This window comes from Pseudomonas sp. GW821-FHT09E04 (assembly GCF_059416185.1).
On record NZ_JBWKOR010000006.1, the window covers coordinates 241,852 to 257,055 of the forward strand.

The 15,204-nt window shown below is 58.8% G+C and carries 18 protein-coding genes and 1 tRNA gene; all 19 read left to right on the forward strand.

Features of this window, described 5'->3' with window-relative positions; genetic code table 11:
* Nucleotides 1-115: 115 nt before the first annotated feature.
* The 19 genes from AC07N4_RS22770 (at nt 116) to nadA (ending at nt 15,187) form a co-directional block, all read left to right on the forward strand.
* Nucleotides 116-586, forward strand: a complete 471-nt coding sequence (locus tag AC07N4_RS22770) for a Dps family protein (RefSeq protein ID WP_039766007.1) — start codon at nt 116-118, stop codon at nt 584-586.
* Between the two features lie 241 nt (nt 587-827).
* On the forward strand, nt 828-1,172 hold the full coding sequence (locus AC07N4_RS22775) for a ribbon-helix-helix domain-containing protein (RefSeq protein ID WP_102621273.1): 345 nt from the start codon (nt 828-830) through the stop codon (nt 1,170-1,172).
* A 113-nt stretch (nt 1,173-1,285) separates the two neighbouring features.
* Nucleotides 1,286-1,507 (forward strand): FmdB family zinc ribbon protein, encoded by a 222-nt coding sequence (locus AC07N4_RS22780; RefSeq protein WP_096818299.1) that lies wholly within the window; start codon nt 1,286-1,288, stop codon nt 1,505-1,507.
* 108 nt (nt 1,508-1,615) lie between these two features.
* Nucleotides 1,616-3,391, forward strand: a complete 1,776-nt coding sequence (gene aspS / locus AC07N4_RS22785) for an aspartate--tRNA ligase (RefSeq protein WP_493066005.1) — start codon at nt 1,616-1,618, stop codon at nt 3,389-3,391.
* 134 nt (nt 3,392-3,525) lie between these two features.
* Nucleotides 3,526-4,272: a YebC/PmpR family DNA-binding transcriptional regulator gene (locus AC07N4_RS22790; RefSeq protein ID WP_085709622.1), complete on the forward strand. Its 747-nt coding sequence runs from the start codon at nt 3,526-3,528 to the stop codon at nt 4,270-4,272.
* A 98-nt stretch (nt 4,273-4,370) separates the two neighbouring features.
* Nucleotides 4,371-4,898 carry a crossover junction endodeoxyribonuclease RuvC gene (gene ruvC, locus AC07N4_RS22795; RefSeq protein ID WP_007951206.1) on the forward strand — a complete coding sequence of 176 codons (528 nt, stop codon included), beginning with the start codon at nt 4,371-4,373 and terminating at the stop codon, nt 4,896-4,898.
* Nucleotides 4,899-5,012: 114 nt separating this feature from the next.
* Nucleotides 5,013-5,621 carry a Holliday junction branch migration protein RuvA gene (gene ruvA, locus AC07N4_RS22800; protein ID WP_007951205.1) on the forward strand — a complete coding sequence of 203 codons (609 nt, stop codon included), beginning with the start codon at nt 5,013-5,015 and terminating at the stop codon, nt 5,619-5,621.
* Nucleotides 5,622-6,683, forward strand: a complete 1,062-nt coding sequence (ruvB, locus tag AC07N4_RS22805; RefSeq protein ID WP_096818296.1) for a Holliday junction branch migration DNA helicase RuvB — start codon at nt 5,622-5,624, stop codon at nt 6,681-6,683.
* 127 nt (nt 6,684-6,810) lie between these two features.
* Complete coding sequence (gene ybgC / locus AC07N4_RS22810; protein WP_096818294.1) at nt 6,811-7,278, forward strand: tol-pal system-associated acyl-CoA thioesterase; 468 nt, start codon at nt 6,811-6,813, stop codon at nt 7,276-7,278.
* A complete protein-coding gene (tolQ, locus tag AC07N4_RS22815; protein ID WP_039766018.1) occupies nt 7,268-7,963 on the forward strand; it encodes a protein TolQ in 696 nt (231 codons plus the stop codon). Before ybgC ends, tolQ begins: the two co-directional genes overlap by 11 nt.
* A gap of 23 nt (nt 7,964-7,986) precedes the next feature.
* Nucleotides 7,987-8,439: a protein TolR gene (gene tolR, locus AC07N4_RS22820; RefSeq protein ID WP_162803534.1), complete on the forward strand. Its 453-nt coding sequence runs from the start codon at nt 7,987-7,989 to the stop codon at nt 8,437-8,439.
* Nucleotides 8,439-9,518 carry a cell envelope integrity protein TolA gene (gene tolA / locus AC07N4_RS22825; protein WP_096818292.1) on the forward strand — a complete coding sequence of 360 codons (1,080 nt, stop codon included), beginning with the start codon at nt 8,439-8,441 and terminating at the stop codon, nt 9,516-9,518. Before tolR ends, tolA begins: the two co-directional genes overlap by 1 nt.
* Nucleotides 9,519-9,547: 29 nt before the next feature.
* Complete coding sequence (tolB, locus tag AC07N4_RS22830) at nt 9,548-10,816, forward strand: Tol-Pal system beta propeller repeat protein TolB (RefSeq protein ID WP_217993298.1); 1,269 nt, start codon at nt 9,548-9,550, stop codon at nt 10,814-10,816.
* Nucleotides 10,817-10,868: 52 nt separating this feature from the next.
* A complete protein-coding gene (pal, locus tag AC07N4_RS22835) occupies nt 10,869-11,366 on the forward strand; it encodes a peptidoglycan-associated lipoprotein Pal (RefSeq protein ID WP_003178634.1) in 498 nt (165 codons plus the stop codon).
* 6 nt (nt 11,367-11,372) lie between these two features.
* Nucleotides 11,373-12,212 (forward strand): tol-pal system protein YbgF, encoded by an 840-nt coding sequence (gene ybgF, locus AC07N4_RS22840; protein WP_096818288.1) that lies wholly within the window; start codon nt 11,373-11,375, stop codon nt 12,210-12,212.
* Nucleotides 12,213-12,377: 165 nt separating this feature from the next.
* Nucleotides 12,378-13,025, forward strand: coding sequence for a 7-carboxy-7-deazaguanine synthase QueE (gene queE, locus AC07N4_RS22845; protein WP_007951198.1), 648 nt, complete (start codon nt 12,378-12,380; stop codon nt 13,023-13,025).
* A 1-nt stretch (nt 13,026) separates the two neighbouring features.
* Nucleotides 13,027-13,719 carry a 7-cyano-7-deazaguanine synthase QueC gene (gene queC, locus AC07N4_RS22850; protein WP_493066004.1) on the forward strand — a complete coding sequence of 231 codons (693 nt, stop codon included), beginning with the start codon at nt 13,027-13,029 and terminating at the stop codon, nt 13,717-13,719.
* Nucleotides 13,720-13,782: 63 nt separating this feature from the next.
* Nucleotides 13,783-13,858 (forward strand) — tRNA-Lys (locus tag AC07N4_RS22855).
* 270 nt (nt 13,859-14,128) lie between these two features.
* Nucleotides 14,129-15,187 (forward strand): quinolinate synthase NadA, encoded by a 1,059-nt coding sequence (nadA, locus tag AC07N4_RS22860; protein WP_096818286.1) that lies wholly within the window; start codon nt 14,129-14,131, stop codon nt 15,185-15,187.
* The last annotated feature ends 17 nt before the right edge of the window (nt 15,188-15,204 follow it).

The following is a 15,204-nucleotide window of genomic DNA, read 5'->3' on the forward strand; positions in this document are numbered from 1 at the left end:
CGTGGGGCGATTTGTCGCCTCTATCGGGTCGATACGGGGGCTGCCATGGGGGGGAGGCCTTGCTACAGTGAACCGACACCTGCTGGATGAATTCAATCGCCGTTAGGGGGTAAGCATGGCAATCGATATCGGTATCAGTGAAGAAGACCGCAAATCCATCGTCGAAGGGCTTTCGCGTCTGCTGTCGGACACCTATGTGCTGTATCTGAAAACCCACAACTTCCACTGGAATGTCACCGGGCCGATGTTCCGGACCCTGCACCTGATGTTCGAAGAGCAATACAACGAACTGGCCCTGGCCGTGGACTCGATCGCCGAGCGCATCCGCGCCCTGGGTTTCCCTGCACCGGGCGCCTATGCGACTTACGCGCGTCTTTCCTCTATTAAAGAAGAAGTGGGCGTGCCGAGTGCCGAGGACATGATCAAACAACTGGTCGAAGGCCAGGAAGCGGTCACTCGCACTGCGCGGGGGATTTTCCCGCTGCTGGATAAAGTCAGTGACGAGCCGACGGCTGATCTTCTGACCCAACGCATGCAAGTCCACGAGAAAACCGCGTGGATGCTCAGGGCACTGCTCGAAGCCTGATCGCCCGAGGCGCACGGACACCGTTTGTGGGTCGTGCGCCCGTTTTGGCCGGGAAAAAGCGTTCGCTATTGTAGGAAGCGAAGTAAGCACTTCGCTGGTCCGTGATCCTCCCTGTTGTGTTGGCTTATCCTACGTCGACGGTCAAAAAGTCGTCTGGATATACCTTTGCCCCTGCGCTTTTAATGAGGTCACAGGATGTTGCCTTGAAAACAAGCAGCGATGGCAAAGGAGTGTCAACGATATGGAAGGTGGAGACAGGCGAAGTGAAATCGCCATCGGCTCACAGCAGGACCGAGCCGCGGCGCCGTTTCTTGACGAATTCGACATGGCATTGATCCGGCCATTGGCCCGGTCGGTGCGTTTGAACGGGTTTGCGACCTGCATGCGGCTGGAACAGGTCTACTGGAATATTCTGGGTCGCATGGCCGAGGAGAATTGCTGTTCGGTCGGCACGTTGTTATCCCGTGTCGACCGCGAAGTGCACTTGCGTCATGGTGGCGTGAAGAACTTCAGCGGTCTGGTACGGGTGGTGTGTGTCGTACATGGCTTGCGCGATGCCCCGGTGACCACCGGGGGTTGTCAATGACTGGGCGGCCTGTGCAGTCTTCCGGCTGCACAGGCCGCATTTAATGGATATAATCCCGCTCTTTCGCCACACCGCCCTGCGGGAGCTGGCAATCTGATCGCCGAGACAACGCCATGCCGATGTACGATTACCAATGTGCTTCCTGTGGTCATCAGTTGGAAGCCATTCAAAAGATCAGTGATGCACCGCTGATCGATTGCCCTGCCTGTCAGGCACCAGAGCTCAAGAAACAGCTGTCCATGCCAGGCTTTCGCCTCAGCGGCAGCGGTTGGTACGAAACCGATTTCAAGACCGGCGCGAAGAAGAATCTGGCCGGTGGCGACAAATCTGACTAGGGTTCAGACCCAGGTCGAACGACACGCGCGAGTATCCACCGGTCGCACATAGCTTGAGTGCGATGGATCTCCACCGAATTTCGAATTACGAGAAGCGAAACCACTACCATGATGCGCAGCCATTATTGCGGCCAACTGAACGAAAGCCTGGAAGGCCAGGAAATTACCCTTTGCGGATGGGTTCACCGTCGCCGCGACCACGGCGGGGTGATTTTCCTCGATATCCGTGATCGTGATGGTCTGGCCCAGGTGGTGTTCGACCCGGATCGCGCCGAGAGCTTCGCCGCCGCCGACCGCGTGCGCAGCGAATACGTCGTGAAGATCACCGGCAAGGTGCGTCTGCGTCCGGCCGGTGCCACCAACGCCAACATGGCGTCGGGCATGATCGAAGTCCTGGGCTACGAACTGGAAGTGCTGAACGAGTCGGAAACCCCGCCGTTCCCGCTGAACGAGTTCTCCGACGTTGGCGAAGAAACCCGTCTGCGCTATCGCTTCCTCGACCTGCGTCGTCCGGAAATGGCCGAGAAGCTGCGTCTGCGTTCGCGCATGACCACCAGCATCCGTCGCTTCCTGGACGAAAACGGCTTCCTCGACGTTGAAACGCCGATCCTGACCCGTGCAACGCCGGAAGGCGCGCGCGACTACCTGGTACCGAGCCGTACTCACGCCGGTTCGTTCTTCGCGCTGCCGCAATCGCCACAGCTGTTCAAGCAACTGCTGATGGTCGCCGGCTTCGACCGTTACTACCAGATCGCCAAGTGCTTCCGTGACGAAGACCTGCGCGCCGACCGTCAGCCGGAATTCACCCAGATCGACATCGAGACCAGCTTCCTCGATGAAAAAGAGATCATGGGCCTGACCGAGCAAATGATCCGCAACCTGTTCAAGGAAGTGCTGGATCTGGAATTCGGCGAGTTCCCGCACATGACTTTCGAAGAAGCCATGCGCCGTTACGGTTCCGACAAGCCAGACCTGCGTATCCCGCTGGAACTGGTCGACGTTGCCGATCAACTGAAAGAAGTCGATTTCAAGGTGTTCAGCGGCCCGGCCAACGACCCGAAATGCCGTATCGCCGCACTGCGCGTTCCAGGCGGCGCGAGCATGCCGCGCAAGCAGATCGACGACTACACCAAGTTCGTCGGCATCTACGGTGCCAAGGGCCTGGCGTACATCAAGGTCAACGAGCGTGCTGCCGGTGTTGAAGGTCTGCAATCGCCGATCGTGAAAAACATCCCGGAAGCCAACCTGAACGTGATCCTCGATCGCGTCGGTGCAGTTGATGGCGATATCGTGTTCTTCGGCGCCGACAAGGCCAAGATCGTCAGCGAAGCCCTGGGCGCGCTGCGTATCAAGCTCGGTCACGACCTGAACCTGCTGACCTGCAAGTGGGCGCCGATGTGGGTCGTCGACTTCCCGATGTTCGAAGAGAACGATGACGGCAGCTTCTCTGCTCTGCACCACCCGTTCACCGCGCCGAAGTGCACCCCGGAAGAGCTCGAAGCCAACCCGGCGGGCGCTCTGTCCCGTGCCTACGACATGGTGCTGAACGGCACCGAGCTGGGTGGCGGTTCGATCCGTATCCACCGTAAAGAGATGCAGCAAGCGGTATTCCGCCTGTTGGGCATCAACGAAGTGGAACAGGAAGAGAAGTTCGGCTTCCTGCTCGACGCCCTGAAATACGGTGCGCCGCCGCACGGTGGTCTGGCTTTCGGTCTGGACCGTCTGGTGATGCTGATGACCGGCGCCCAGTCGATCCGTGAAGTGATCGCCTTCCCGAAAACCCAGAGTGCTGCCGACGTGATGACGCAGGCGCCGGGTGTTGTGGATGCCAAGGCATTGCGCGAATTGCACATTCGTTTGCGCGAAACGCCAAAGGCTGAGTAAGACGGGCCTGAAGGCGCATCTTCGGATGCGCCTTTTTTCTTTCTGTACCCCATGAAAGCAGGTCGCAATTTTGTGTTTGCCGGCCGATGCGCGAGCATGGCGGGCAACGTTTCAAAGAGAATTCGGAGCGAGATATGGCAGGTCATTCCAAGTGGGCGAACATCAAGCACCGCAAAGAACGTCAGGATGCCAAACGAGGCAAGATCTTCACCAAGTGGATCCGTGAACTGACCGTTGCGGCCCGTCAGGGCGGTGGCGATCCGGGTTCCAACCCGCGTCTGCGTCTGGCCCTGGACAAGGCGCTGGGCGCCAACATGAGCCGCGACATCATCGATCGTGCGGTGGCCCGTGGCGCCGGTGCGACCGAGGCGGACAACGTTGAAGAACTGACCTACGAAGGTTACGGCCCGGGTGGCGTGGCGGTGATGGTCGAGTGCATGACCGACAACCGCAACCGTACCGCTGCGGCCGTGCGTCATGCGTTCAGCAAGTGTGGCGGCAACCTCGGTACTGACGGCTCGGTGGCGTATCTGTTCGAGCGCAAGGGCCAGATCAGCTTTGCGCCGGGTGTCGACGAAGACGCGCTGACGGAAGCGGCGCTGGAAGCCGACGCCGATGACGTGGTCACTCATGAAGACGGCTCGATTGACGTGTTCACCTCGTTCACCAGCTTCTACGCCGTGCGAAACGCGCTGGAAGCGGCCGGTTTCAAGGGTGACGACGCGGAAATCGTCATGCAACCGACCACCAGCGCCGAACTGGATCTGGAAGGGGCGGAGAAGGTGCTCAAGTTGATCGACATGCTGGAAGACCTGGACGACGTGCAAAACGTCTATTCCAACGCGGACATTCCGGAAGACGTGGCTGCTCAGCTCGGTTAAGAGCGACTAGGATTCAATGTGGGAGCGGACTTGCCTGTGTGATCGCGGGCAAGCCAGCTCCCACATTTGTTTTTGTGTTTTTTCGAATCTGCAGGCTTATGACTTTAATTCTTGGTATCGACCCCGGTTCGCGCATTACCGGTTACGGCATTGTTCGTGATACCGGACGCGGCGGTTGCATCTATGTCGCCTCGGGCTGCATCCGAACTGGCGCCGGTGAGCTGCACGAGCGCCTGCAAATCGTCTATCGCGGCGTACGCGAGATTATCCAGACCTATGGCCCGGTGACCATGGGCATCGAAAAAGTGTTCATGGCGAAAAACGCCGATTCGGCGCTGAAGCTTGGGCAGGCCCGTGGGGCCGCTATCGTTGCAGGCGCCGAAGAGAGCCTGGAGATCGCCGAGTACACGGCCACCCAGGTCAAGCAGGCCGTGGTCGGCACCGGCGCCGCCAATAAAGAGCAGGTGCAGATGATGGTCATGCACATGCTCAAACTGACCAGCAAGCCGCAGATCGACGCCTCGGACGCCCTGGCGATTGCCATTTGCCATGCGCACACTCGCTCCAGTCTGCTGCCGCACGGTCTGGGAACCGCACGCAGTCGTGGCGGGCGCCTGCGTCTCTGATAGCATCAGCATCAAATTTACGGAATGTGGACTTGCGCGCCTGTGCTGTCGGCCGGAGTCCTTCGTTCTGATTGTCGCCAGCCCACGGCTGGCCAACGCTCAAGGATCTGAAACGTGATTGGACGCTTGCGCGGCACCCTCGCTGAAAAACAGCCGCCGCACCTGATTCTGGATGTAAACGGCCTCGGGTATGAGCTGGAAGTGCCCATGACCACCTTGTATCGCCTGCCGTCGGTCGGTGAACCGCTGACCCTGCACACCCATCTGGTCGTGCGCGAAGACGCGCAGTTACTCTATGGTTTTGCCGGCAAGCGTGAGCGAGACTTTTTTCGCGAGTTGATCCGTCTCAATGGTGTGGGGCCGAAACTGGCCCTGGCCTTGATGTCGAGCCTGGAAGTTGATGAACTGATCCGTTGCGTGCAGTCCCAGGACACCTCGGCGCTGACCAAGGTGCCGGGTGTGGGCAAGAAAACCGCCGAGCGTCTGCTGGTGGAGCTCAAGGATCGCTTCAAGGCGTGGGAAACCTCGCCGGCCATGTTTGCGCTGGTGCCGAACCAGCCGGACGGCCCGGCGCCGGTCAACACCGCCGAGAACGACGCGGTCAGCGCGCTGATTTCCCTGGGCTATAAGCCGCAGGAAGCAAGCAAGGCGATTTCCGCGATCAAAGAGAAAGGCTTGAGCAGCGAAGACATGATCCGACGCGCCCTGAAGGGAATGATTTAAGTGATTGAAGCTGATCGTCTGATCGCCGCCACGCACAGTCCGCGTGAGCGCGAAGAAGTCCAGGATCGGGCGATACGTCCCGTCAGCCTGGCCGAATACATCGGCCAGCCGACCGTTCGCGAGCAGATGGAACTGTTTATCCAGGCCGCCCGTGGCCGTAGCGAATCCCTCGACCACACCCTGATCTTCGGCCCGCCGGGTTTGGGCAAGACCACGCTGGCGAACATCATTGCCCAGGAAATGGGCGTGTCGATCAAAAGTACTTCGGGCCCGGTGCTCGAACGGCCGGGAGATCTGGCGGCGCTGCTGACCAATCTTGAGCCGCACGACGTGCTGTTCATCGATGAAATTCATCGTCTGTCGCCAATCGTCGAAGAAGTGCTGTATCCGGCGATGGAAGATTTCCAGCTCGACATCATGATCGGTGAGGGACCGGCGGCGCGTTCGATCAAGCTTGATCTGCCGCCGTTCACCCTCGTTGGCGCGACGACGCGGGCGGGGATGCTGACCAACCCGTTGCGTGACCGTTTCGGTATCGTCCAGCGTCTTGAGTTCTACAGCACCGCCGACCTGGCGACGATCGTCAGCCGTTCGGCGAACATCCTCGGTCTGCCGCTGGACCCGGAAGGTGCCTTCGAGATTGCCCGTCGTGCTCGGGGTACGCCGCGGATCGCTAACCGGTTGTTGCGCCGGGTGCGGGATTTCGCCGAAGTTCGGGCCAAGGGTCACATCACCAAGTCCGTCGCCGACCTGGCGCTGAACCTGCTGGATGTCGACGAGCACGGCTTCGATCATCAGGACCGGCGTTTGCTGTTGACCATGATCGAGAAGTTCGATGGCGGCCCGGTCGGTATCGACAGCCTGGCGGCGGCGATCAGCGAAGAACGCCACACCATCGAAGATGTGCTGGAGCCGTATCTGATTCAGCAGGGCTACATCATGCGTACGCCGCGGGGCAGGGTGGTGACCCGGCACGCATACCTGCATTTTGGTTTAAACATTCCGTCACGAATGGGCGAGATGCCTGTGGTAGACGAGTTTCTCGATGCCGTGGACGATTAATACACATTTATTGTCGATTTATTCAGCGTTTGTACTGTCTCAGGACGGTACTTTTGCGGTAAAGCCTTCGAACAATGAAAAACAGTTGCCTGGCTGGATTGGCAACCCGAGGAGTAAGCACTAGAGTATGCGCGCGCAAAACGGGCTTGAGTCGTTCGCACATCGTTGTCGCGTTTATTACGAGGACACCGATGCGGGCGGCATCGTGTATTACGTTAATTACCTCAAGTTTATGGAACGGGCTCGAACCGAGCGGCTCCGGGAGCTGGGCTTTGCCCAGTCGGCGCTGGCAGGGGAGGACCTGTTGTTCGTCGTGCACTCCAGCGAAGCGCGTTACCACGCGCCGGCGCGACTGGACGACGAGTTGCTGGTAAGCGCTGATGTAATCGAATTGAACCGTGCCAGCCTGCGCTTCAGACAGCAGGTCAGGCGGGCAACGGATAATGTGCTGCTCTGTGAGGGGCAGTTTCTGGTGGCCTGTGTGCGCACTAACAGTTTGAAACCCCGGGCCCTTCCCGAAGACTTGCGTGCGGCTTTCGCCGACGCGGTCGGCACGGGTACACACTTAAAGCAGGAGATAAAGCGTGGAAGCTAACGTCGTCGACCATTCCTCCATGTGGAGCCTGGTCAGCAATGCCAGCATCGTGGTGCAGTTGGTAATGTTGACTCTGGTGGCCGCATCGGTGACCTCATGGATCATGATCTTTCAGCGCAGCAATCTGATACGCGCCGGTCGACGTGCCCTGGAGAGCTTCGAGGAGCGCTTCTGGTCGGGTATCGACCTGTCCAAGCTCTATCGTCAGGCCGGCAGCAACCCGGATCCGGATTCGGGCGTCGAGCAGATCTTCCGTGCCGGCTTCAAAGAGTTCTCGCGCCTGCGCCAGCAGCCGGGTGTCGATCCTGAAGCGGTGATGGAAGGCGTGGCCCGTGCCATGCGTGTTGCCATCTCCCGCGAGGAAGAAAAACTCGAGCAGAGCCTGCCATTCCTCGCCACCGTAGGTTCGGTCAGCCCGTACATCGGTCTGTTCGGTACCGTCTGGGGGATCATGAACTCCTTCCGCGGCCTGGCCAGCGCACAACAGGCCACTCTGGCCACTGTGGCTCCAGGCATCGCCGAAGCCCTGATCGCCACCGCGATCGGCCTGTTCGCCGCGATCCCGGCCGTTATCGCTTACAACCGTTTCTCTGCCCGCAGCGAAACCTTGCTGAGCCGCTACTACACCTTCGCCGATGAATTCCAGGCGATCCTGCACCGCAAAGTGCACACCAGCGAAGAATAAGCAGGTATTTCCCGATGGCTTTAATCACTCGAGCCCGACACAAGCGCAAGCCGGTCGCCGAGATGAACGTAGTGCCTTACATCGACGTGATGCTGGTGCTGCTGGTCATCTTCATGGTGACTGCGCCGATGCTCAATCAGGGCGTGAAAGTGGATCTGCCCAAGGTTTCCAGCGAAGCCTTGCCGCAGGACAACAACACCCAGGTGCTGACCATTTCGATCAAGGCTGACAAGACCTACTACTGGAACCTTGGCAGCGAAGTCGATACTGAAAAGCAACAGGACAGGGCCATGACCCTGCCGCAGATGACCGATGCGGTGACCAAGATCATTCGCGCCGGCACTGAAGGCGGCAAGCGTACCCAGGTCTTCATCCGTGGCGACAAGTCCGTCGATTATGGCTCCGTCATGGGCGCCATGGGCGGGTTGCAGAAAGCCGGGGTCGGTAATGTTGGCTTGATTACCGAGGCCCCCTGATGCAGCAACAGCGAGAGCCGTCCGCCTCGGAAAGCTACTTCTGGCCTAGTGTCTGGGCGATTGGCTTGCACGTGCTGGTGTTCGGCATGCTGTTCGTCAGTTTTGCCCTGACGCCTGAGCTGCCGGTGGCCAAGCCGATTGTCCAGGCGACCCTGTACCAGCTGAAATCGAAAAGTCAGGCGACCACCCAGACCAATCAGAAGATTGCGGGTGAGGCGAAGAAATCCGCCGCGCGTCAGACCGAAGTCGAGCAGATGGAGCAGAAAAAGGTCGAGCAGGAAGCGGTGAAGGCTGCGGAACAAAAGAAAGAAGAAGCGGCTCAAAAGGCCGAGGAAGCCAAGAAGGCCGACGAGGCGAAGAAAGCGGAACAGGCGAAGAAGGCTGACGAAGCCAAGAAAACCGAAGACGCGAAGAAAGCCGCCGACGCCAAGAAGGCAGAAGAGAAACAATTGGCTGATATAGCCAAGAAGAAAGCCGAAGAAGAGGCCAAGAAGGCTGCTGAAGAAGAGGCCAAGAAAGAGGCCGCTGAAGAAGCCAAGAAGAAAATCGTCGAAGACGCGAAGAAGAAAGCCGCCGAAGACGCCAAGAAGAAATCCGAAGCTGAAGAGGCGAAGAAGAAAGTCGCCGAAGACGCCAAGAAGAAAGCTGCTGCCGATGCTGCGAAGAAGAAAGCGCAGGACGCGGCACGCAAATCGGTCGAGGACAAGAAGGCTCAGGCTCTGGCCGACCTGCTGTCCGACAAGACCGAGCGTCAGCAGGCTTTGGCAGATGAAGTGGGTGATGAAACCGCCGGCAACTTCGATGATCTGATTCGTTCGCGAGCATCTGAAGGTTGGGCGCAGCCTCCGTCGGCCCGTAAAGGCATGAAGGTGGTACTGCAAATCAACATGCTCCCTGACGGAACGATCTCCGGTGTTTCGGTTGCTCATTCCAGCGGTGACGCGCCGTTCGACAGCTCTGCCGTCGCGGCTGTAAAAAATATTGGTCGATTGACCGAAATGCAGGGTCTGAAACCAGCGGATTTCGCACCCTATCGTTCATTCAAGATGACATTCACACCTGAGGATCTAGCCTTGTGAGAAACCTTCTTCGAGGACTGCTTGTAGTCATGTTCTGCTTTGCAGGACTGGCTTCGGCAGATGAAAAAAATATCCTGGTCAGCAGTGGCAGCTCCCAGGCAACGCCAATTGCCGTCGTGCCGTTCGGCTTCCAGGGCGGTGCCGTCCTGCCGGACGACATTGCTGAAATCGTTGGTAACGATCTGCGCAACTCGGGCTACTACGCTCCGATTCCAAAGCAGAACATGATCAGTCAGCCAAGCCAGCCGAGCGAAATCATCTTCCGTGACTGGAAGGCGGTAGGTGCTCAGTTCATCATGGTCGGCAACATCGTGCCGGCCGGTGGCCGCTTGCAAGTGCAGTGGGCTCTGTTCAACGTCGCTACCGAGCAGAAAGTGGCGGACGGCAGTGTTTCCGGCACGACCGAGCAACTGCGCGACATGGCGCACTTCATCTCTGACCAGTCGTTCCAGAAACTCACCGGTATCGACGGTGCGTTCTCGACTCGCCTGCTGTACGTGACGGCTGAACGCTTCTCCGAGAAGAACACCCGTTACACGCTGCAACGTTCGGACTATGACGGTGCCCGCGCCGTAACCCTGCTGCAATCGCGCGAGCCAATCCTGTCGCCGCGTTTCGCACCGGACGGCAAGCGTATTGCCTACGTGTCGTTCGAGCAGAAGCGTCCACGCATCTTCATGCAGAACATCGACACCGGTCGCCGTGAGCAGATCACCAACTTCGAAGGCCTGAACGGTGCTCCTGCCTGGTCGCCGAATGGTGATCGCCTGGCGTTCGTATTGTCGAAAGACGGCAACCCGGACATCTACGTGATGAACCTGGCTTCGCGTCAGATCACTCGCGTGACCGCAGGTCCTGGCATCAACACCGAACCGTACTGGGGCAAGGATGGTTCGACCATCTACTTCACCTCGGACCGTGGCGGCAAACCACAGATCTACAAAACCAGTGCAAGTGGCGGCGGTGCGGAGCGAGTGACCTTTATCGGTAACTACAACGCCAACCCGAAGCTTTCGGCTGATGAAAAGACCCTGGTAATGATCCATCGCCAGGACGGTTTCACCAATTTCAAGGTGGCAGCCCAGGATTTGCAGCGGGGAAGTGTAAAAATCCTCACTGATAGCACTCTGGACGAGTCGCCTACTGTTGCGCCCAACGGCACCATGGTAATCTACGCCACCCGCCAACAGGGCCGGGGAGTCTTGATGCTCGTGTCCATTAATGGACGCGTTAGGCTCCCGCTTCCTACCGCTCAAGGCGAAGTCAGAGAACCGTCCTGGTCCCCTTACCTGAAGTGAGCGGGCGCTACACGTTTTACTTAACACACTGGGGTTCATTAGGAGTTTCACGATGGAAATGCTGAAGTTTGGTAAATTTGCTGCGCTGGCTCTGGCCATGGCTGTAGCTGTAGGTTGCTCGTCCAAAGGCGGCGACAACGCCGGTGAAGGCGCTGTTGATCCAAACGCTGGTTACGGCGCAAACACTGGTGCCGTTGACGGTTCCCTGAGCGAAGAAGCTGCTCTGCGCGCAATCACCACCTTCTACTTCGAATACGACAGCTCGGACCTGAAGCCAGAAGCCATGCGCGCTCTGGACGTTCACGCCAAAGACCTGAAAGCAAACGGCGCTCGCGTTGTTCTGGAAGGCAACACCGACGAACGTGGTACTCGTGAGTACAACATGGCACTGGGCGAGCGTCGTGCGAAAGCCGTTCAGCGCTACCTGGTACTGCAAGGTGTTTCCCCAGCTCAGCTGGAACTGGTTTCCTACGGCGAAGAGCGTCCAGTTGCTACCGGCAACGACGAGCAGTCCTGGGCTCAAAACCGTCGCGTCGAACTGCGTAAGTAATTCGATATGCGAACGTGCCGTCGTGCTGTAACTGTTCTGGCTCTCAGCCTCGCGCCGCTTGCGGCGTGGGCTGCGGTTCCTGTGGTCGATGACAACTCCGGTTATAACAATAGCGGGAGCAGTTATCCGCCTGCAGGTTACGGTACGAACGGCGCCTATGCCGGGGGAGCGGCTTCGGCCCCTGCCTCGGCACAAGGCATGCTGTTCAACCAACTGCAACAAATGCAGGATCAGATATCGCGCCAGCAAGGCGTGATCGAAGAACTGCAGAATCAGGTTGCGCGCATGAAGCAAGAATCCCTGGAGCGATACCAGGATCTTGATCGGCGCATAGGATCCGGTGCTGCACCTGCCGCGACTCCTGAGAATTCTTCTGCCGGTGGCGATGCAAGTGCTGCTGCCGGTGCCGCCGCTGGAGCCGGGGCCGCTGCGGCCGCCCAGGCACCTGCCGCGGGTGGCGAACCGGCTGATCCGGCCAAGGAAAAGCTGTATTACGATGCAGCCTTCGACCTGATCAAGGCCAAGGATTTCGACAAGGCCAGCCAGGCTTTCGCCGCCTTCCTGCGTAAATACCCGAACAGCCAATACGCGGGCAATGCCCAGTACTGGTTGGGTGAAGTGAACCTGGCCAAAGGCGATCTGCAAGGTGCAGGTCAGGCTTTTGCCAAGGTTTCGCAGCTCTATCCCAAGCATGCCAAAGTGCCGGATTCGCTGTACAAGCTGGCTGACGTAGAGCGCCGCCTCGGTCACACCGACAAGGTCAAAGGCATTCTGCAACAGGTGGTGTCCCAGTATCCGGGTACCTCCGCTGCTCAGTTGGCCCAGCGCGATCTGCAGCGCATGTAATACTGTTTGACCCGTTTAGAAGAAACCCGCGCTTGTCGCGGGTTTTTTCGTTAGAATTCACGCCCTTTTATGAAACACGCTTCTGGTGATCTACGCGATGGCGGGGTTGCCTGAAGTGCCTGACGGAGGCGGACAGCCTGTTTAGCTGTTACGCCCGTGGCGACTATGCAAGACACATTGAGAATCACCGAAGTTTTCTACTCGTTGCAGGGGGAAACGCGGACTGCCGGGCTGCCCACTGTTTTTGTGCGCCTGACCGGTTGCCCATTGCGTTGCCAATACTGCGACAGTGCCTACGCGTTCAGCGGCGGCACCATTCGTACACTCGACGACATCCTCGAGCAGGTAGCCGGGTTTCGCCCGCGCTACGTCTGTGTCACCGGCGGTGAGCCGCTGGCACAGCCCAATGCCATTCCTTTGCTCAAGCAGTTGTGTGATGCCGGCTACGAAGTCTCGCTGGAAACCAGCGGCGCCCTCGATATTTCCGCGGTCGATCCGCGGGTCAGTCGGGTTGTCGACCTGAAGACCCCCGATTCCAAAGAAGCCCATCGCAATCGTTACGAGAACATCGAGTTGCTGACGCCCAACGATCAGGTGAAGTTTGTCATCTGCTCGCGGGAAGACTATGACTGGGCGGTATCCAAGCTGATCCAGTACGGTCTTGAGCGGCGTGCCGGCGAAGTGCTGTTTTCCCCGAGCCATCATGACCTGAATGCTCGGGATCTGGCGGATTGGGTGGTGGCGGACAATTTGCCGGTACGCCTGCAATTGCAACTGCACAAATATCTGTGGAATGACGAGCCGGGGCGCTGAGATGACTGAACAACTGAACACTACTGAAAAGCGTGCGGTCATTTTGCTGTCCGGCGGCCTGGACTCGGCCACGGTCGTGGCGATGGCCCGCGCCGAAGGCTATCGCTGCTACACCATGAGCTTCGATTACGGCCAGCGTTCACACGCCGAACTGCACGCCGCCGCACGCGTCGCTCGCGATCTGGGCGTGGTCGAGCACAAGGTGATCGGTCTGAACCTGAACGGCATGGGCGGTTCGGCCCTGACCGACAGCAGCATCGATATCCCGGAGGAACTGGGTGAAGGCATTCCGGTGACTTATGTGCCGGCGCGCAACACGGTGTTCCTTTCTCTAGCGTTGGGTTGGGCTGAAGTATTGGGCGCTCGTGACATCTTTATTGGTGTCAACGCAGTGGACTACTCCGGCTACCCGGATTGCCGTCCCGAGTTCATCGAGTCGTTCGAGCGCATGGCCAACCTGGCGACCAAGGCCGGTGTAGAAGGCAATGGTTTCCGCATCCAGGCCCCGTTGCAGAACCTGAGCAAGGCGCAGATCGTCGAGGCCGGCGTGAAGCTTGGTGTTGACTACGGGCTGACTGTTTCCTGCTATCAGGCGGACGATAATGGCCGTGCCTGCGGCAAATGCGACAGCTGCCGACTGCGTGCAGAAGGCTTCGCAGCGGCCGGAATCAGCGATCCGACACCTTATTTTTGATTATTTTCAAATTAGGTGTTGAATAGTCCTTAAAAATCAGTATTATACGCGCCACCACACAGCGGGTCGTTAGCTCAGTTGGTAGAGCAGTTGGCTTTTAACCAATTGGTCGTAGGTTCGAATCCCACACGACCCACCATATTTGGCGGTTTAGAAAATCCGGAAGGCCCACGAAAGTGAGGATTTCCGGGTTTTTTTTTGCCTGCGATTCGGGCATGTCTCCTTTCGGCGCCGCTGCGCTGACACAGGTCAGAATCATCTTTTGCATCACCGGGATATTCTGTAGCCTTGCGCAGCTTCAACGCTGTCCGTGCCTGATAAAACTCACTCTCCCGGCGGTACCCTCAAGCGGTCCGGAGCCGGGTGTATACTCGACTTTCGCGCGAATGCGCCTGCAGGTCTTGCGAACATGACGCAGATTTCCGAACGCCTTCTGGTACAAGCCCACCTCGATGCCAAGCAGCCGAAGCCGCTGACGGCCGAGGAAGAGGCTTATTACCGTTCCGCCATCGCCGCCGAGCTCAAGGCTCAGGACGCGGTGCTGGTTGCCCACTTTTATTGCGATCCGATCATCCAGGCCCTCGCCGAAGAAACCGGCGGTTGCGTTTCCGACTCGCTGGAAATGGCCCGCTTCGGCAACGCCCACCCGGCCAAGACCGTGGTGGTCGCCGGCGTGAAGTTCATGGGCGAAACCGCGAAGATTCTCAACCCGGAAAAACGTGTACTGATGCCCACCCTGGAGGCGACCTGCTCGCTGGACCTGGGTTGCCCGGTGGATGAGTTCTCGGCGTTCTGCGATCAGCATCCCGAGCGCACGGTCGTGGTGTATGCCAACACGTCGGCGGCGGTCAAAGCCAGGGCCGACTGGGTGGTGACATCGAGCTGCGCGCTGGAGATCGTCGAAAGCCTGATGGACAACGGCGAGACCATCATCTGGGGCCCGGACAAGCACCTGGGCACCTACATTCAGCGTCAGACCGGCGCCGACATGCTGCTCTGGGACGGTGCGTGCATCGTCCATGAAGAGTTCAAATCCAAGCAGCTGGAAGACATGAAAGCGTTGTACCCGGACGCGGCCATTCTGGTGCACCCGGAGTCGCCGACGTCGGTGATCGAACTGGCGGACGCCGTCGGTTCCACCAGCCAGTTGATCGCTGCCGCACAAACGCTGCCGAACAAGACCCTGATCGTCGCTACCGACCGCGGCATCTTCTACAAGATGCAGCAGCTGTGCCCGGACAAGGTCTTCATCGAGGCGCCAACGGCCGGTAACGGCGCGGCATGCCGCAGTTGCGCACATTGCCCGTGGATGGCCATGAACACCCTTGAGCGCACGCTGAAGTGCCTGAAGGAGGGCTCGAACGAGATCTTCGTCGACCCGGCGCTGATTCCCCAGGCGATTCGCCCACTCAAGCGCATGCTCGATTTCACTCAGGCTGCGCGGTTGAAGCTGGCCGGCAACGCCTGACCTTGAGCCACAAACCA